Here is a 17,361-nt window from a genome sequence, read left to right on the forward strand (position 1 = left end):
CCTGGCTTTTGTTGCCCATGCGGTCGATGACCTCGGGCGTGGGGCCGATGAACACGATGTCGTTGTCGCGGCACAGCTTGGCGAACGTGGAGTTCTCGGACAGGAAGCCGTAGCCGGGGTGGATGGCATCGGCGCCCGTGCCCTGGGCCGCGGCCAGGATGGCGGTAGTGTTCAGGTACGAATCGCGCGCCGGCGCGGGGCCGATGCACACGGCCTCATCGGCCAGGTAGGTGTGCAGTGCTTGGCGGTCTGCCGTGGAGTACACCGCGACCGTCTTGATGCCCATGGCGCGGCATGCGCGGATGATGCGCACGGCAATCTCGCCACGGTTGGCTATGAGGATCTTGTTGAACATGGGGCTCGCCTGGCCTTACGCGTTCGCGCTGGTGGAGATGCGGAACAGCGGCTGGTCGTACTCCACCTGCGTGCCGTTTGCGGCTAGCACCTCGGTGATGATGCCCGGCGCGGGGGCCGTGATCTCGTTCATCATCTTCATGGCTTCCACGATGGCCAGCGTCTGGCCGGTCAGCACCTCCTGGCCCACCTTCACGAACGGGTCCTCGTCGGGGCTGGGGCCGGCGTAGAACGTGCCCACCATGGGGCTGCGCACCACGCTGACCGAGTCGTCCTCGGCGGCAAGCGGGGCAGAAGCAGCGCCGGCGGTAACGCCCGAAGCGTCCTCGCGGGCGTTAAGCAGCTGTCCGACGCGCTCGGCCATGAGCGGAAGCGCGGACGACGAGATGCTGCCCGGCGCGGGCGTGCGCTCGAGTTCGATTTCCATGCTGCCGTCCTTGAAGCGCAGCGCGGTGAGGTTGCCTTCGTCCATGATGTCCAGCAGGTCGAGGATGTTCTCGCGACGCTGCTGCATTTCCTGCTGATGAAGCGTGGTTTCGGCGTTCGTCTCGTTCGTGCTCATGGATGCTCCTATCGGTTCGTGTCGCTTGCGCCGGCCTCGGCCGCCTGCAGGCGTTCTTTCTCGGTTTTGCCCAGCTCAATCCACAGTTTCTGACTTCCTGACGCGTGCGCTTTCGCTTGCGCTTCCAGGATGGGTGTCAGTCTTCGCGCCGTTCTCCGCGGCGATATGCCGCCGTAACACGGGCGTTTCACCACTTTCACCAGCGCGTCAAGCCGGCGCGCTTCCTGGCGATACAGCTCCTGGGCCTCCTGCACGGTGACGGGCGCGAAGCGAATGGTGCGCCCGGGCGTGCACTGCACCAGTTTCGGCAGGTCAACGGAGCAGACGGTGCCGATTTTCGCGTAACCGCCCGTGGTTTGGCGGTCGGCCAGCATGATGATGGGGCGGCCGTCGGCGGGAATCTGCACGGCTCCCAGCGCAATGCCGTCCGAGATGATGTCGCTGCCGTCGTACGTTTCGATTTCCGGCCCGTCCAGGCGGAATCCCATGCGGTCGCAGCGGCTGGTGGTGGTGTATTTCTGACCGTAGAACGTGTCGATGCCGTCCTGCGTGAACATGTCCTCTTGCGGGCCGGGCACCACGCGCAGCGTGATTTCATCGGCGCCGAAGCCGTAGAAGTCGTCGTCGCGCTCGACGGTGTGCGACCCTAGGTTCGCCATGAAGTCCAGGTTGCGCGCGCAAAACGGCAGGTAGTCGCCGGTGATGAGAGCGCGGCCCTTCCAGCCGCCGATGCCGCACTTCAGGTTCGTGGAGCGGCTTCCCATGACTTCGGGCGCGTTGATGCTGCCGCCCGCGATGGCCAGGTAGCCGTACATGCCCGTTTTCGGCGCGCCGAAGGCAAGCACGCTGCCGCGGTGTACGGCCAGCGCGGTGTACATGGGCGCGGGTTGGCCGTCGAGCGTGGGGCGGAAGTCGCCGCCGGTGATGGCCACGAACGTGTTCGTGGTGAAGCGCAACGTGGGCCCGGCCAGGCAAAACTCCAGTACGGGTGCGTCGGGCGGGTTGTCAACCAGCAGGTTCGCGATGTGCAGCGCGCGGCTGTCCATAACGCCCGAGGGGCTGAACCCGCTGCCCAGGTAGCCGGTGCGGCCCTGGTCTTGCAGCGTGGTAAGGATGCCTGGTTTGATTGCGGTGACGCCCATGCTAGGCCTCCTCGACGATGATGTCGTACTGGTAGCCGCCCGCGGCGATCTGCGCCTCGATGGCGTCGTACTGCGCGCGCGTGATAGGCTGGAAGCGCAGGTACTCGCCGGCGCGATACAGGATGGGCTGCTCGCGGTCGGGGTCGTACGGGCGCACGGGGCTGCGGCCGATGATTTGCCAGCCGCCGGGGCTTGCCAGCGGGTAGATGCCCGTTTGCGCGCCGCCGATGCCCACGCTACCTGCGGGGATTTCCGTGCGCGGCTCGGCCAGGCGCGGCGTGTGCAGGCGCGGGTCGAGGCCGCCCAGGTAGGCGAAGCCGGGCAGGAAGCCCAGCATGTCGATAAGGTAGTCGTGCGCGGAGTGCAGTGCGATGACGTCCTGCTCGCTCATGCCGGCGTGCTCGGACACCGTGTGCAGGTCAGGCCCGAATTCGCCGCCGTAGCACACGGGGATGACCACGATGCGCTTCACGCCCGATTCGGCTGCGGCCAGGTTGCGCAGCTTGCCGCGCACGCGTTGGCACAGCTCGTCGTAGCCGATGGTGCACGGGTCGTACGTGACCATCAGCGAGCAAAACGTGGGCACCAACTCGGTGACGCCCGGGATGGGGTCGTCCGAAAGCGTTTGCGCCGCAACGCGAATCATGCCGCTGGTCTGCGGCGATATGGTTTTGGCGAACTCCAGGTTAATTGCGGAGTCGCCGGCAATGGTAATGTCGAATGCAGCCACGTTCCCCTACGTTCCTCGATGTTTGACCCCTCTATGCTAAAGCAATTAGCGGCAAAATGGCATTTTGGTAATATACTTGCAACCTATTTCGTTGATAGTTGCAAAACGCAGGATTGGCCGCAAAAGGCGGCAACGCGCAGTAAAAGGTACCCGCGCGCGTGCGCGATGCGAGATGATAAGGAACTTCGTTGATTAAAAACGTCATATTCTTGGCAGTGTTTTTGTTCGGCTACACCGTGCAGGCCATCACCGGTTTCGCCGGCAACATCTTCTGCATGCCGGTGGGCACGTACACGCTGGGCCTGCAAAGCTCGGTTTCCATCCTGAACGCAACGGGCTTTCTTGCGTGCACGCTGCTGGCGGTGCTGAACCTGCGCAGCATCAACTGGCGCGAGCTGGGAAAGATCGTCGGCGTGATGCTGCCGTTCGTGGCGCTGGGCGCTTGGCTTGACACGGTGATTCCACTGCATGCGCTGCTGAAGATATATGGCCTGGTCATCCTGGCTGTTGGCATCAAGAACCTTGTGCAGAAGAAGCAGACGTTCCTGCCTGAATGGGCGCTGTGGGGCGTGCTGGTGGCGGCCGGCCTCATCCAGGGCATGTTCGTTTCCGGCGGCGCGCTGCTGGTGATTTACGCGGTGCAGAAGCTTACGGACAAGGAGCAGTTCCGCGCAACGCTTGCGGCGGTGTGGTCGATCCTGAACTTCCTGTATGCGTTCTATCAGCTGTGGGCGGGGCACTTCACCGGCGAGGTGTGGCTGATGGTGCTGTGCTGCATCCCGCTGATCATGCTGGCCACGTTCGTAGGCGGCAAGCTGGCAAAACGCATCAGCCAAGAGCGCTTCCTGAAACTGACGTACATCCTGCTGCTCGGCATCGGCGCCGTGCTTCTGATCACGTCGTAGGCGCTTGAAACCGGCAATAAAAAACGGGAGCCTTTCGGCTCCCGTTTTGCGTTTCGCTTGCGAGGGTTCGCGTTAGTCTTCCTTGACCACCAAGACGTCGCAGCGGACGTTGCGGATGAGGTACGTGGAGACGCTGCCCACGAACACGTACTTGATGTTGCTCAGGCCGCGCTCGCCGCAGATGACCAGGTTGGGCTCAATGGGCTCGATGAGCTGCTTCTGCAGCGTGTCGGTGATGCGGCCTGCGCGCACCAGCAGCTGTACGCTGGGGATATCGGGGTTGTTGCGCGCCTGCTCCAGCAGGTCGGCCAGGTCGGTTTCGATGCGGATTTTGCCTTCGTTGCACAGAAGCTCGAAGTCGACGCCCGAAGCCTCGTAAGGCACGGAGTCGATGACGTGGCCAAACGTCAGCTCGGCGTGCTCTTCAGCCGCCAGGGCGATTGCGCGCTCCATGACCGCGCGCTGGGTGGAAGCACCGTCGAGGGCTGCGAAAATGCGATTGTAACCGAAAGCCATGAGAACCCCTTTCCTTGTGCGCAGCGCATATGCGCTTACGCGGATGCATCAGGTTGGTTCGAACGCGACCGTTTTGGCGCGCGCCCGTGTTCTGGGGTTATTGTAACGCAACTCGCGCCCGCCGGCGGTGACGGATTGCCTACTATCCCCGCGGTTGCGCCTGCCGTGCGTCGGGCATTTCGCCGCTTTTGCCCTGCGAAGTGCTACTCTGACTGGTGAGTTATTGTTCGGCGCGTTGTGCGCCCGCACGCAAGGAGCACCTTATGGTCAACGAAAGAATGTACGGCCTGGGTAACGAGCCCTCGGCCATCCGCGAGCTGTTCGCCTACGGCTTGCAGCGCAAAGCCGAAATCGGCGAGGACAAGGTGTTCGACTACTCCATCGGTAACCCCAGCATCCCCGCGCCGCAGAAAGTGGCCGACACTATCGCCGAGCTTATGAAGCTGCCGCCGGTGGAGCTGCACGCGTATTCGCCGGCCGCCGGCATCCCCGCCGTGCGCCAGGCCATCGCCGACAGCATCGCGCGCCGCACCGGCATCGACGCGAAGGCGGCCCACGTGTACATGACGGTGGGCGCGGCCGCGTCCATCACCATCAGCCTGGGCGCCATCACGAACCCTGGCGACGAGGTCGTCGTGCCCACGCCGTACTTCCCCGAGTACAAGGTGTGGATCGAGACCATGGGCTGCTCCATCGTGGAAGTGCCCGCGCAGGTACCTAGCTTCCAGCTTGACGTCGAGGCCATGGGCGCCGCCATCAGCGAGAAGACGGCGGCCGTTATCATCAACTCGCCGAACAACCCGGTGGGCGCGGTGTACACGCGCGAGAATCTGGAAGCGCTTGCGGCCATGCTGGAGGCGAAAAGCGCCGAGGTTGGCCACCCGATTTACCTGATCAGCGACGAGCCGTACCGCGAAATCACTTACGGCGCCGATGTGCCGTGCGTGCCCGCCATCTACCCGCGCACGCTCGTGTGCTACTCGTACTCCAAGGCGCTCAGCCTGCCCGGCGAGCGCGTCGGCTACGTGTATGTGTCCGACACCATGGACGCCGACGAGGCCGATCGCGTGTTCTTCGCCGTTGCCGGCGCCGGCCGTGCGCATGGCTTCGTGTGCGCTCCGGTGCTGTTCCAGCGCGTGGCCGCTGCGTGCGTGGACGAGCCGTCCGACGTGGAGGCGTACGCTACGAACCGCCGCATCCTTACGGAAGCGCTTGACGAGATGGGTTACGAATACGTGCAGCCCGACGGCGCATTCTACCTGTGGGTGCGCGCGCTTGAGCCCGATGCCCAAGCGTTCAGCGACCGCGCGAAGGCGCACGAGCTGCTGATCGTGCCGTCCGACAGCTTCGGTTGCCTGGGCTGGGTGCGCATGAGCTACTGCATTGCGCGTGAAACCATCGAGAACAGCCTGCCCGCGCTGAAGGCCCTCAAGGCGGAATACGACGCGAAATAGGCTTGTGAGCTGGTAAAATGTCAAGGGAAGGCCGGGCAATTGTCCGGCCTTTTTCATACGCGGAAGCGGCTGGCGGGCGGCGATTCGTTGGCGTTGCGGCAACCTTCGTAGCGTCGAGCGCAAGCTCGACACCTGCGAGAAAGCGCCCGAAGGGCGCGCCACTATCTTAAGAAAACGTGCTCGGTTCGAGAAGGGGGCGCCGCGCCCTTTGGGCGCCGTTGAAAACAGTGACGCGCCCGATTTGGGAAAACAGTGACGCGCCCTTTGGGCGCTGTTGATTAGGGTCAGAGCTTTCGCTCTGACCTACGTGTTTCCCGCAGCGCGTTCACCTTTCTCGCATGCGCTAACAGGCGCGAGCGTGAAATCTTCGAATAACAATTAGTAGACATTGTATACACAATAGCGTTACAGCTGCTATAATTATATGCGAGCAAAGGAGGATGTTATGGCTACCGCTACTATCAATATCCGCATGGACGAAAGAACGAAACGAGATATGGAAGCCGTCTGCAAAGACTTGGGGATGAGCATGACGACGGCGTTTACGATTTTCGCGAAGAAGATGGGACGCGAACGTCGTATTCCGTTCGAGGTATCGGTGGACCCGTTTTATTCCGAAGAGAATCTTGCTCATCTTCGCCGTTCGGTGGATGCGCTAAACGCCGGCCATGGTGCTGCACACGACTTGATTGATGCAACCTATGAAGATGAATAAGGTCTGGGCTCCAGAAGCCTGGGACGATTACGTTGGTTGGCAGCAGCAAGACAAAAAGACGCTTAAAAAGATTAACTCCCTTATTAAGGATATCGAGCGAAACGGGCAAAGCGCTGGCGAAGGGAAGCCGGAGCCGTTGCGCGGTGACCTTTCAGGTTTTTGGTCTCGCAGAATCGATGAGAAAAATAGGCTTGTGTATCGGATTTCGGGTTCGAACATAGAGATTGCTTCCTGCAAAAGCCACTATGGCGACAAATAGCGCGCGGTGAAAACCGCCAGGGTTTTGGAGGGCGCCGTTGAAAATGGCGACGCGCCCGATTCGGGAAAACAGTGACGCGCCCTTTAGGCGCTGCTGATTAGGGTCAGAGCTTTCGCTCTGACCTGCGTGTTTCTTGCAGATTGGTCGCCCTTTCTCGCGGAAGTGGCCGAAGGGGGCGTTGGCGTTATGCCCATGCGTTTGCGAGGGCGGCTGCTATGGTTTCGGCGGATTCGGCGTCTATTGCGTCGCTGCGTAGAATGAACTGCGGGCGGGGCGTTGCGGGGGTGGTATTGCCGGAAGATGACACGTTGGCTGTGCCCGTACTGCCGCTTTCGTCGAACTGCGACAGTGGCGCGATGCGGATACCGTGTTCGAGCGCGGCGCTGGCAAGGGCGGCTTCGCTCTGTTTGCTTTCAAGCTGCATGATGAAATGCAGGCCGTTGTTCAGCCCCGTGAACGATACGCTGCTGCCGAGGTGCTCGCGCAGGGCTCCCACCAGGGCATCTTGCGCTTTGCGGGCGCGTGTGCGCAGGCGATTCACGTGGCGCTCGTAGCTTCCCGATTCGATGAAACGCGCCAGCGCCAGTTGGTCGAGCGGGCTGACCGTGTTCGCGTAAAACCCCAGCTGGGCGTGGAATTGCTGCGCTAAGCGCGGCGGCAGCACCAAGTAGGCCATGCGGAAGGCGGCGCCCAGGCTTTTCGCGAACGAGTTCAGGTACAGCACGCGCTCGGCGGCGTCGATGCTGAACAGCGGCGGGATAGGTCGCCCGGCCATGCGAAATTCGGCATCGTAATCGTCTTCGATAAGGTAGCGGTCTCCCTCGCGCGCCCAGTTCAACAGCTCGCGCCGGCGGCTGGCCGTGGTGACGATGCCGGCGGGGAACTGGTGCGACGGCGTGATGTGCGCCACTGATGCGCCTGAAGGGGCCAGCTGTTCCATGGCAATGCCGCCTTCGTCAAGCGGTACGTGCGCAATCTGCACGTTTTGCTGCTGATACATGCGCGCAAGCAGCGGATAGCCCGGCGTTTCCACGGCGAACGTGCGATTGCGGCCAAGCAGCTGCACAACCAGCTGGTACAGCGTTTGCGCGCCAGCGCCGATGACGATCTGCTGGGCGCTTACGTGCATGCCGCGGTATTCGCGCAGGTGGTCGGCGATCGCTTGGCGAAGCTGGGGCGATCCTGCCGCCGAAGACGCCTCGGCAAGCGTTGCCGCCGACTCGTCAGACAGCGTTTTGCGCACAGTCTTCGCCCAGGTGGCGTAGGGGAACAGCTCGGTGGCTAACGTGCTGTGCGTGAAATCGGCCAGCAGAGAGGGCGCGGCATCGAGGGCCGCGTCGGCTGCTTCGGCGCCGTCGGTCGCGTGGGGTAGGCTTCGGGGTGCTTGAGCGCCGATTCGCGCACTCGATCGCCCTGCGACATGGGCGTTTCCGCGGTCGTTTGCATCTTGATGGCTGCCGCTCGCGCCCGATTCTTCCCCGAGATGCGTTGTGCCGAGTTTTTCGTTGCTCGTTTGTTGAACGCGTTCGGCAGGGGCAAGGTCGCTTGCGTAGTAGCCGCAGCGTTCGCGCGAGCGGATGTAGCCTTCTGCGGCAAGCTGCTGGTAGGCGGCTTCTACGGTTATCAGGCTCACGCCCAGGTGTTTGGCCAGGTTGCGCTTCGAAGGCAGCTTTTCACCCGGGGAGATGGTGCCGTGTGCGATGTCGTGGCGAATGCAGCGGTAGAGGTATTCATAAAGGCTGCAATTACCGCGCAAATTCATGTCGTAAAAGAACATCTGTTCGCCATACTTTCTCGCAGTGTTTCACGTGGAACATCTGGTCATATAAAAATGACAAGTTTTGGTCATACTACCATAACCAGATGCGGCGTATCCTTCGAACACACCACATACCTAGAGAAGGAGTAGGAAATGACCGAGCCCCAAACCGCCGCCGAGCGTGTTGCCTTGAATCGTCAGCTTGCCCAGATGCTGAAGGGCGGCGTCATCATGGACGTCACCACGCCCGAGCAGGCGCACATCGCCGAGGAAGCCGGCGCCTGCGCCGTTATGGCGCTCGAACGCATCCCCGCCGACATTCGCGCGGCCGGCGGCGTGTCCCGCATGAGCGACCCGAAGATGATCAAGGGTATTCAGGAAGCGGTCAGCATCCCGGTCATGGCGAAGTGCCGCATCGGCCACTTCGTTGAGGCTCAGGTGCTGCAGGCCATCGACATCGACTACATCGACGAGTCCGAGGTACTTTCGCCCGCCGACGACACGTACCACATCGACAAGACGCAGTTCAACGTGCCGTTCGTGTGCGGTGCGCGCGACCTGGGCGAGGCTCTGCGCCGCATTGCCGAGGGCGCCACGATGATCCGCACGAAGGGCGAGCCGGGCACGGGCGACGTTGTGCAGGCCGTGCGCCACATGCGCATGATGAATTCCGAGATTCGCCGCATCCAGAACCTGCGCGACGATGAGCTGTTCGAGGCCGCCAAGCAGCTGCAGGTACCGGTTGACCTGGTGAAATACGTGCATGAAAACGGCAAACTGCCAGTCGTGAACTTCGCTGCCGGCGGCGTTGCGACCCCGGCCGACGCCGCGCTGATGATGCAGCTGGGCGCCGAGGGCGTGTTCGTGGGCTCGGGCATCTTCAAGTCCGGTAACCCGGCCAAGCGCGCGCAGGCCATCGTGAAGGCCGTGGCGAACTACACGGACGCCAAGCTGATTGCCGAGCTGTCCGAAGACCTTGGCGAGGCCATGGTCGGCATCAACGAAAACGAGATCGCCCTGCTCATGGCTGAACGTGGGAAATAGAGGTTTCGTTTGCCTGCCGGCAAACGAATTGACTCGATGCTGTGGGCCGCTGTGGCACCCGGCCTTCGCGCGAACCCGAGGGCTTGCGTACCGAAGTACGCGGCGCCCTCGCGTTCCCACGAATTCCGGGCACCACAGCGGCCCTCGCTGACTTTGACGCCACCTGCGGCGTTTCCAGCCCGACAAGGGGCAGGTCGTTTGTCAGGTTTCCTTGATTGAGAGGTTTTCCTTATGAGCAAGAAAGTTGCGGTTTTGGCTGTTCAAGGGGCGTTTATTGAGCATGAGCGCGCTTTGGGTAAGTTGGGGTGCGAGTGCGTGGAGCTGCGCCAGGGGCCTGATGCGGACCAGGCGTTTGATGCGCTGGTGCTGCCGGGCGGCGAAAGCACGGCGCAGGCGAAAATGCTGCGCGAGCTGGGCATGCTGGATACGCTGCGCAATCGCGTGGCCGCTGGCCTGCCGGTGCTAGGCACGTGCGCGGGCCTGATTCTGCTGGCGCAAAACGTCGAAGAAGGCGTCCCCGCCGCGGGCGATCCCGCGGGCCCCGTTGCCGCTGGCGCAACCGCGCCCGGTGCATTCGGCACGCTGCCGGTGACGGTGCGCCGCAACGCCTATGGCCGCCAACTGGGCAGCTTCCACACGGTGGCCCCGTGCGCGGGCCTGCCGGGCGTGTCGGATGGCGAAACGACCGACATCCCCATGACGTTCATTCGCGCGCCGTTCATCAAGGAAGCCCACGAGGGTGCCAAGGTGCTCGCGCGCGTTGACGACCGCATCGTGGCTGTGCGCGCCGGCAACCAAATCGGCGTGGCGTTCCACCCGGAACTCGACGATGACCTGCGTATTCACCAGCTGCTTGTAAGCCTGGCGTAGGCAGAACGTATCATGCGAAACAACGAGAGGCCCGTTAAACGGGCCTCTCGCCTCGCATGTATGCATCGGGCTGACAGGCTGGCAAACGACCTGTCCCCTTGTCAGCCCCCTCGTAGGCTGTGTGCGCTTACCCTTGCGTGTCGGCTCCTGCGCCGGTGCCCTTGTCGCCGTAGAACGTGCAGCCGTTGCGGCCGTGTTCCTTCGTGTAATACAGCGCCTGATCGGCGTCCTTGAACAGGCTTTCGCCCGGATTCGGGCGGTCGGCGAACGCCGCGCCCACGCTCAGCGACACCTTCGGCATCCCGTCTTCGGGACGCGCCAGCTGCTCGTTGATGGCGCTGGTCTTCTCCTCGATGGTGTAGCGCAAATCGCTGGTCATATCCACCATGATCACGGCGAACTCGTCGCCGCCGATGCGGCAGATATGGTCGATGCTACGGAACGTGGTCTTCAGCAGCGTGGCCACGCGCTTCAGGATGCGGTCGCCCTCGGCGTGCCCGAACGTGTCGTTCACGGACTTGAACGTGTCCACGTCCACCAAAATCAGCGCGAAGTCGGCGCCGGTTCCCACGTACAGGTTCAGCAGCTTGTCATACGAGCCGCGGTTGAGCAGGTCGGTGAGCGCATCGTGCTCGGCCCGGTGCTTGATGAGCATTTGCGTGGCTTCGTTCTCCTCGTACACGCGGTTGTACGTTTCAGCCAAAATCTGCAGCTCACCTGCGCCTTTAACGGGAAACAGCGTTCCGGACTTTATGCTGGTGCTGAAGTCCATAAGCGGGCGCACGATAGTGCGGCGGATAAGCACGCACATGGCCAGCGTCAAAACGGCGAACGCGGCCACGCAAATCTCCAGCTTGCGGTAGATGTCGCTGAACACGGCGGACGCCTGCCCTTGGTTCGTGCGTGTGGCATCGATGATTTCCGTGACGCATTGGTCGGTCTGGGAGCTGATGACGTTTTTCGCGGCCTGATACTTCGAGTTCGACACCAGGTTCTGCGCCTTGTTCACCTTTTCGGCGTACGTCAGCGCGTTGTCGGCGTCGGAAACTTCCACGGCCTGCAGTTGCGGATGCTTCGCCACAGCATCGGATTTGCCGTTCGCGTCGCACGTCAGGCGCATGGCGTAGTACTCGGTTTGCATCAGTTCGGTGGACTCGTTCATGGCCTGCTGCAGCGAATTGAACGCGTCCGCGCCGCTGAACCGGCCTTTCAGGTCTTCAAGCGCCTGCTCGCGCCGCTGCGTCTCGTCGGCTTCCATGAAGTAGTTGTCGATGTATTGGTCGTCGCCGGTCATAACCACCATGCGCACCTGCTCGGTTAGGTAGTCCGATCCGCTTTGCAGCTGCTTGGCGTCTTTCTCGCAGCTGATGTACGTTTCCGTGGCCTGTTGCAGCGTTTCGAACTGCACGCGCCCTTGCGTGAAAATGGCAACGCACGCAATGCTGAGAATAATCGTAACGGCAATGCTGATCACGCTGATGTTCTGGACGTGAATCCTTCTCATGTCGGCCCCCCGAGTGCACCGTGCAGGTTGCGCGCCCGCGCCATCTGGCAAACGCCGCGCAACACACCACTATATAGCGAATAAGCCGAAGCGGAAAGCAAAACACCAGGGGTAAACGCTGTTTTGACGCTGCGGTGTGGCGGGCAGGGTGGGGAAGGCGCTGGCGAAGAGTGGGACAAGGGGGACGGTCCCTTTGTCCCACTTTTCGTTATGGGGTCGTAGACTGCGCGGTTCGCTCTACTTGCCTTTCGACGAGGGGCGCTTGCCGGGTGCCGCCAAGCTTCGCACGGCCGCTTGCTTTATGCCTGCTGGGGGCAATCCCTTTGCCCTGCTTTTATGCATGCAGACAAAGTGATATCCGGTCTTCTTCATTAACTGCCCGACAAACGCGCCTGTGGGGTGACCGCCATATAACCCTTTGGGGCCATGCGATGTAGCAGGTAATGGCTCGATGCAATAGCCCCTGTAACCCTTTCTCACACTTTCGACAAATGGTGCCGCCGGCCGATTGAGGGTTACCCCCGGCCAACCGTAAAGTTCGAATCACCGAATCCCAAGGTGAGGGGTTCAAAAGGGCAAATCGTCGGAAGACGAAATCAAAAGAAGGAGTGAGGGTTATGAAGCATGAGCATTACATGGACATGAACCGTCTGAGCGACTGGTCTGTGGACCAGATCAACGAACTGCTCGATGTCTGCCTGCTGCTGAAAGAGATGGAAGAGAAGGGCGTGCGCCTGCCTCTGCTCAAGAACGTCTCTCTCGCCATGATGTTCGACCAGCAGTCAACCCGTACTCGCGTGAGCTTCGAGACCGCTATGCAGCAGCTCGGCGGCCACGCAATGTTCCTCGACGGCAGCTCCCTGCATGCCGGCTCTGGCCAGGAAGACATCGCTGAGACCGCCGCAATCATTTCGAGCATGGCTGACGCCATCATGATTCGCAGCCTTTCTCAGCGCGTCATCGACGAGGTTGTCGCGAACTCCACCGTGCCGGTTATCAGCGGCATGTCCTGCGCCGAGTTCCAGTCCGACGGCTTTGGCAGCCAGGAGCAGCATCATCCCACGCAGGTCATCGCCGACCTCATCACGATGATCGAGCGCAAGCCGAAGGGCAAAAAGCTTTCCGACTGCACGTTCATGTGGCTGGGCGATGGCGCCGACGGCTTCGACTGCGTGTTCATGGATCACCTGTCCCTGTTCCCGCGCCTGGGCATCCGCGTAATCTGTGCTGCTCCGAAGAAGTTCTGGCCCTCCGAGGAGCTGCTGGCCAAGTGCCGCGCTCAGGCTGCCGAGGACGGCAACGGCGAGATCATCTGCACCGAGGACCCGATTGCCTACGCCCCTGAGACCGACTTCTTCTACACCGGCGTTGTGAACTATCACAAGATGGGCGTTTCCGAGGAAGAGGCGTTCAAGGTCTTCTACCCGAAGTTCCAGATCAACGAGGAGCTCATGGCTCACGCTCCGAAGTCCGCTTGGGTCATGCACTACCTGCCCGGCAACCGCAACTGGGAGCTTACCGACGCGGTGTGGGACGGCCCGCAGTCTGCGGTCCTGCCCCTCGGCGAGAATCGTCTGTACGCTCAGCGCGGCATCCTCGTGTACATTCTGTGGCCGCTTCGCCGCAACACGAGCGAGTACCTGGAGAACTACTATCGCGGCAAGGTTGAGGATCTGCTGACCCCGCGCATCCACAACTACGACTTCTAGGGCTTTAACGTAACCGGTCGACCGGTGCTGGGGCGACCCCGCCGGTCGAGCGGCTTCCCAACACATTTTCGCAAGGGCCGCATGGTCGTTCGCGATCATGCGGCCCGTTCGTATCCATTGGAGGTACTGAAATGCGTGCTATCACCGAATCTGAGTCCACTCCTAAGGCCGATGGCTTCTACATGCCCGCTGAGTATGCGCCGCAAGACCGCGTGTTCATGGGCTGGCCGAACCGTCCCGACACGTTTGCATTCGGCGCTGTGCCTGCTCAGCGCACCTATGCGGGCATCGCGAACGCCATCTCCGAGTTCACGCCCGTTGTGATGTGCTGCAACGAGGCCGATTACGACAACTGTAAGGCCGTGTTCAAGGACAACGAGCGCGTCACCGTCATGGAGATGAGCATCAACGATGCGTGGTTCCGCGACACGGGCGCAACGTTCCTGGTTGACGGCAAGGGCGGCAAGGCTGCTACCGACTGGCACTTCAACGCATACGGTGGCCTGGTCGACGGCCTGTATTTTCCCTGGGACAAGGACGCGAAGATCGCTCGTAAGATGGCCGACTACGTGGGCGTTCGCACCTATCGTCCCGACCACGTGATTCTTGAGGGCGGCTCCATCACCGTTGACGGCGAAGGCACCCTTATCGTGACTGATTCCTGCCTGCTTTCCGCCGGCCGCACGGCTTCCGTGCTGGTTGCCGACGAGCCCGATGCCGGCGATTGGCCGCTGTATCCGCGCAAGTACGAGCCCTTCAGCGAGGAGCTGCGCGAGTACATGACCAAGGAGCTTGAGGAATATCTGGGCGTTGAAAAGGTCATTTGGGTTAAGGAAGGCATCGACCCGGCTGTCACGAACGGCCACATCGATGACTGCGCCACGTTCATCGCTCCGGGCGTTGTTGCCTGCATCTGGACCGACGATCCCGAGTACCCGTTCTATCGCCAGTGCCATGAGATTTACGACACGCTGGTGAACGCCACGGACGCGAAGGGCCGCAAGCTGAAGGTGTACAAGCTGCCCATGCCCGAAAAACCCTGCTTCATGTCTGAGGAAGAGGCCAACTCCATCGACCTTGTGAATCCGCGTACCGCTCAGGATGAGCCGCAGATTGCTTCTTACATGAACTACCTGGTCACGAACCATGGCTGCATCGTTCCGCAGTACGGCGACGTCAACGACGCGCTTGCCGTGGAAACGCTGCAGAAGATCTACGACGAGACTTGGGGCGAAGGGGTCTTCAAGTGCGTCGGCGTTGACTCTCGCCAGGTCGTGTACGGCGGTGGCAACATCCACTGCATCACGCAGCAGGAGCCTTCCGCCTAGGAAATCGTTGTTTTGCGCATCACCCAGTCCGCGAAGCCAACGAGTTTGCTGGGGCAACCGGACTGGATGAGCTGAATCAAATGATAGAGGGCGTGGGTTTCTGATTGGTTGCGAGACTCACGCCCTTCTTTTAATTCGCCAGAAGCATGAAAGGGAAGCCAGGTGAGGGTATGGCTTGCTTCGAATGGTGTCGAAACAATGTCGAAACGGCTCTCTTTCGTGCTTCTGGTGATTGCCAACTCCGAATTTGAGGAGGGAGTAGTCCATGAGCGAAGTGGAAAAAATAAGATCCGAACTCAGTGGAAACACGAACTTCGACGAGGATCACGAAGGGGAACTGTTCGAGCGCATCGCGCAAATTGAGGAGCAAGAACGTACAGGTGATCTCATTCCAGGGTTGAACAGGACCGACAATATTTTGATTGCCGCGATGTTCATCGTGCTTGGAATTTTGCCTGTGATCTGGTATGCGGTCATGTATTTCTAAGGGGAGGTGCACTATGGCTGAAACAGATGTCAATAGCGAGGCCCAAAGCGAGTCCATGCCCGTCTTGAAAAGCGAGCGTGTTTACGGCTTCAAGGATTACACGGTTGTCATCACGGGATTTGCATGTGCCGCGTGGTGCTTTATTACAGGCGGCAGCTTGGCCCTGTACGTTGGCGTGCAAACTGCTCTGGTTGCATCTATTGCCGGCAACATCATCGCTGTGCTGCTTATGTCGCTGGCAACGCAGGTGATATCCGGCAAGTACGGTGTTGATGCCTACACCTCGGTGCGAGGCATCCTTGGCGGCAAGGGCACAAAGGTGTTCCTGATTTTGATGTCGATATTCGTCATCGCCTGGCTCATTATCTTATGCATGATGGTTGCGAAGGCCATCGGCAACATCGTCCTGGGATTCACCGGCATCGATATCACTACGGGTGTTCCCGTGTTCATTCTTTCGGTTGCTGCTGGTGCTGTGTGCTGGCTTGTTGCCTGGAAGGGTCCGGAGCTGCTGAAGAAGCTGAATTCCATCGTGGCCCCGATTTTCGTTATCATCCTGATCTTCTTGTTTGCTGTGGTCAGCATGAACTACGGATGGGACACGGTGCTTTCCGCGCAGCCGCTTGCGCCGTTTGAAGATGAATGGCTGAACTTCCTGATTGCGTTCGAGCTGAGCATGGGCGCTGGCTTCTCCTGGTGGCCGAACATGGGCGGCCTGGCAAAGTTGTGCAAAACCACGAAGGCGGCATTCTGGCCCAACGTTATCGGCCTGGTGTTCGCAGCTACTTTGGGCACCGTTATGGGCGTTGCGGCGGCGCTGCTGGTTGGCAGCTCCGACCCCACTGCCTGGATGATTCCCATGGGCGGCCTGGCGCTTGGCACGGCGGCGTTGGTGCTGGTCATCGGCGCAGACATCACTGCGTGCTCCGTTATGCTGTATAACCTGGGCATCGGCGTGAAGCAGGTCAAGAGCTTCCTGAAGCTTTCCTGGGGCAAGTGCACCGGCCTGATCACCATCATCGCTTTCGTCGGCATGATTTGGGCTGAGCCGCTGTACGACAGCTTCTACATCATCTTGGGTATCTCCAGCATGAGCTGCGCTCCCATCGCCATGATGCAGCTTGTCGACTACTACGCGTTCAGGAAAAAGCACATCTCCATCCGCGATGCGTACAACAACGGCAAAAGCTCCAAGTACTACTTCTGGGGCGGCTTCAACTGGGTTGCTATTGGAGTGTTCGCCGCGTCCGTTGTGCTGTACCTGCTGATTTTCGATCCCTTCATGTGCATCCCGCACGATGCTTTCCGATTCTGCAACGCCACGACCGCCGTGTGCATCTTCAGCGCGGTTGCGTACTACGTGCTTGGAAAGCTGCTTCTTGTGAAGCGCGGCATCGGCGGATTCCCGAATTCGAACGAGGAAGCGAAAGCGGAACCGGCTGACGTGAAGTAGTTTTGCCGCTGGATGAAGCAGTGTTCAATGTTGAAGTATTCGCAGTTCAGCGGGGTGCGTGCCCTTGAGATAGCGAAGTGCGGGCGCCCCTACTGAATGCCGTAATCAAGATTGGAGAGTCTTATGCCATATCAGAAAGGAGACGGCCCAAGTGTCGTCATCGCCCTGGGCGGCAACGCCCTGGGCAACACGCCGCAGGAGCAGCTCGAGCTGGTGAAGAACACCGCCAAGCACATCGTCGACATGGTCGGCGACGGCGTCAACGTCGTGGTGTCCCACGGCAACGGCCCGCAGGTCGGCATGATCAACAACGCGTTCGCCTACGCCGCCGCCAACGACGGCAAGACGCCCGAGATGCCCTTCCCCGAGGCTGGTGCCATGTCCCAGGGCTACATCGGCTACCAGCTGTCCCAGGCCATCCTGAACGACCTCAAGGCCCGCGGCGTCATGCGCTCCACGGCCAACGTCATCACCCAGACCGTCGTCTCCCCGGACGACCCGGCCTTCCAGAACCCCACCAAGCCCGTCGGCGCGTTCATGACCGAGGAGGAGGCAAAGGCCAAGGCCGCC

At 61.0% G+C, this 17,361-nt stretch carries 19 protein-coding genes; 11 read left to right on the forward strand and 8 right to left on the reverse strand.

All coding sequences use genetic code 11. The features are described 5' to 3' along the window. The 4 genes from ACWI6D_RS07370 to pxpB all read right to left on the reverse strand — a co-directional run. Positions 1-355: biotin carboxylase N-terminal domain-containing protein (locus ACWI6D_RS07370; protein WP_449134217.1), on the reverse strand; the 355-nt coding region annotated here is incomplete at its 3' end. A gap of 15 nt (positions 356-370) precedes the next feature. Next, a complete protein-coding gene (gene accB, locus ACWI6D_RS07375) occupies positions 371-916 on the reverse strand; it encodes an acetyl-CoA carboxylase biotin carboxyl carrier protein (protein WP_449134218.1) in 546 nt (181 codons plus the stop codon). Positions 917-924: 8 nt separating this feature from the next. Continuing rightward, positions 925-2,058, reverse strand: a complete 1,134-nt coding sequence (locus tag ACWI6D_RS07380; RefSeq protein WP_449134219.1) for a 5-oxoprolinase/urea amidolyase family protein — start codon at positions 2,056-2,058, stop codon at positions 925-927. 1 nt (position 2,059) lies between these two features. After that, entirely contained in the window at positions 2,060-2,788 is a 729-nt protein-coding gene (gene pxpB / locus ACWI6D_RS07385) for a 5-oxoprolinase subunit PxpB (RefSeq protein WP_302718437.1), read from the reverse strand. A 188-nt stretch (positions 2,789-2,976) separates the two neighbouring features. Between pxpB and ACWI6D_RS07390 the strand changes: the two genes are divergently transcribed. Then, the gene (locus tag ACWI6D_RS07390; protein WP_449134220.1) at positions 2,977-3,693 is read left to right on the forward strand and encodes a sulfite exporter TauE/SafE family protein; all 717 of its coding nucleotides are present in this window, start codon (positions 2,977-2,979) and stop codon (positions 3,691-3,693) included. Positions 3,694-3,765: 72 nt separating this feature from the next. Here ACWI6D_RS07390 and ACWI6D_RS07395 read toward each other — a convergent pair whose 3' ends face one another. Further along, positions 3,766-4,209 (reverse strand): universal stress protein, encoded by a 444-nt coding sequence (locus ACWI6D_RS07395; protein ID WP_288285127.1) that lies wholly within the window; start codon positions 4,207-4,209, stop codon positions 3,766-3,768. 263 nt (positions 4,210-4,472) lie between these two features. Here ACWI6D_RS07395 and ACWI6D_RS07400 point away from each other — a divergent pair, with 263 nt between their 5' ends. The 3 genes from ACWI6D_RS07400 to ACWI6D_RS07410 all read left to right on the forward strand — a co-directional run bounded on the left by ACWI6D_RS07400 (position 4,473) and on the right by ACWI6D_RS07410 (position 6,637). Continuing rightward, positions 4,473-5,663, forward strand: a complete 1,191-nt coding sequence (locus ACWI6D_RS07400; protein ID WP_449134221.1) for a pyridoxal phosphate-dependent aminotransferase — start codon at positions 4,473-4,475, stop codon at positions 5,661-5,663. 445 nt (positions 5,664-6,108) lie between these two features. Continuing rightward, positions 6,109-6,378 carry a type II toxin-antitoxin system RelB/DinJ family antitoxin gene (locus ACWI6D_RS07405; protein WP_129423412.1) on the forward strand — a complete coding sequence of 90 codons (270 nt, stop codon included), beginning with the start codon at positions 6,109-6,111 and terminating at the stop codon, positions 6,376-6,378. Continuing rightward, positions 6,371-6,637, forward strand: a complete 267-nt coding sequence (locus ACWI6D_RS07410; protein ID WP_449134222.1) for a Txe/YoeB family addiction module toxin — start codon at positions 6,371-6,373, stop codon at positions 6,635-6,637. Before ACWI6D_RS07405 ends, ACWI6D_RS07410 begins: the two co-directional genes overlap by 8 nt. Positions 6,638-6,821: 184 nt before the next feature. On the opposite strand, the gene pdxR is transcribed toward ACWI6D_RS07410, so the two are convergent. Then, on the reverse strand, positions 6,822-8,414 hold the full coding sequence (pdxR, locus tag ACWI6D_RS07415; protein ID WP_449134223.1) for a MocR-like pyridoxine biosynthesis transcription factor PdxR: 1,593 nt from the start codon (positions 8,412-8,414) through the stop codon (positions 6,822-6,824). Positions 8,415-8,549: 135 nt separating this feature from the next. On the opposite strand from pdxR, the gene pdxS reads away from it, so the two are divergent. Both pdxS and pdxT read left to right on the forward strand, forming a co-directional pair. After that, on the forward strand, positions 8,550-9,440 hold the full coding sequence (pdxS, locus tag ACWI6D_RS07420; protein ID WP_449134224.1) for a pyridoxal 5'-phosphate synthase lyase subunit PdxS: 891 nt from the start codon (positions 8,550-8,552) through the stop codon (positions 9,438-9,440). 231 nt (positions 9,441-9,671) lie between these two features. Next, the gene (gene pdxT, locus ACWI6D_RS07425; protein WP_449134225.1) at positions 9,672-10,310 is read left to right on the forward strand and encodes a pyridoxal 5'-phosphate synthase glutaminase subunit PdxT; all 639 of its coding nucleotides are present in this window, start codon (positions 9,672-9,674) and stop codon (positions 10,308-10,310) included. Positions 10,311-10,437: 127 nt separating this feature from the next. On the opposite strand, the gene ACWI6D_RS07430 is transcribed toward pdxT, so the two are convergent. Further along, a complete protein-coding gene (locus ACWI6D_RS07430) occupies positions 10,438-11,814 on the reverse strand; it encodes a GGDEF domain-containing protein (protein ID WP_449134226.1) in 1,377 nt (458 codons plus the stop codon). Positions 11,815-12,431: 617 nt separating this feature from the next. Here ACWI6D_RS07430 and ACWI6D_RS07435 point away from each other — a divergent pair. Then, positions 12,432-13,523: an ornithine carbamoyltransferase gene (locus ACWI6D_RS07435; protein ID WP_129423408.1), complete on the forward strand. Its 1,092-nt coding sequence runs from the start codon at positions 12,432-12,434 to the stop codon at positions 13,521-13,523. A 131-nt stretch (positions 13,524-13,654) separates the two neighbouring features. Then, a complete protein-coding gene (locus ACWI6D_RS07440; RefSeq protein ID WP_288285120.1) occupies positions 13,655-14,851 on the forward strand; it encodes an agmatine deiminase family protein in 1,197 nt (398 codons plus the stop codon). Here ACWI6D_RS07440 and ACWI6D_RS07445 read toward each other — a convergent pair. Beyond that, entirely contained in the window at positions 14,848-15,090 is a 243-nt protein-coding gene (locus ACWI6D_RS07445) for a hypothetical protein (protein ID WP_449134227.1), read from the reverse strand. The two genes, ACWI6D_RS07440 and ACWI6D_RS07445, sit on opposite strands and share 4 nt — an antisense overlap. Positions 15,091-15,116: 26 nt before the next feature. On the opposite strand from ACWI6D_RS07445, the gene ACWI6D_RS07450 reads away from it, so the two are divergent. The 3 genes from ACWI6D_RS07450 to ACWI6D_RS07460 form a co-directional block, all read left to right on the forward strand. Beyond that, complete coding sequence (locus tag ACWI6D_RS07450; RefSeq protein ID WP_302718465.1) at positions 15,117-15,338, forward strand: hypothetical protein; 222 nt, start codon at positions 15,117-15,119, stop codon at positions 15,336-15,338. A 13-nt stretch (positions 15,339-15,351) separates the two neighbouring features. Beyond that, positions 15,352-16,791, forward strand: coding sequence for a purine-cytosine permease family protein (locus tag ACWI6D_RS07455; RefSeq protein WP_288285118.1), 1,440 nt, complete (start codon positions 15,352-15,354; stop codon positions 16,789-16,791). Positions 16,792-16,914: 123 nt separating this feature from the next. Then, on the forward strand, positions 16,915-17,361 hold a 447-nt coding region (locus ACWI6D_RS07460; protein WP_449134228.1), incomplete at its 3' end, for an amino acid kinase family protein.

The sequence above is a fragment of the Senegalimassilia sp. genome, from assembly GCF_977052095.1.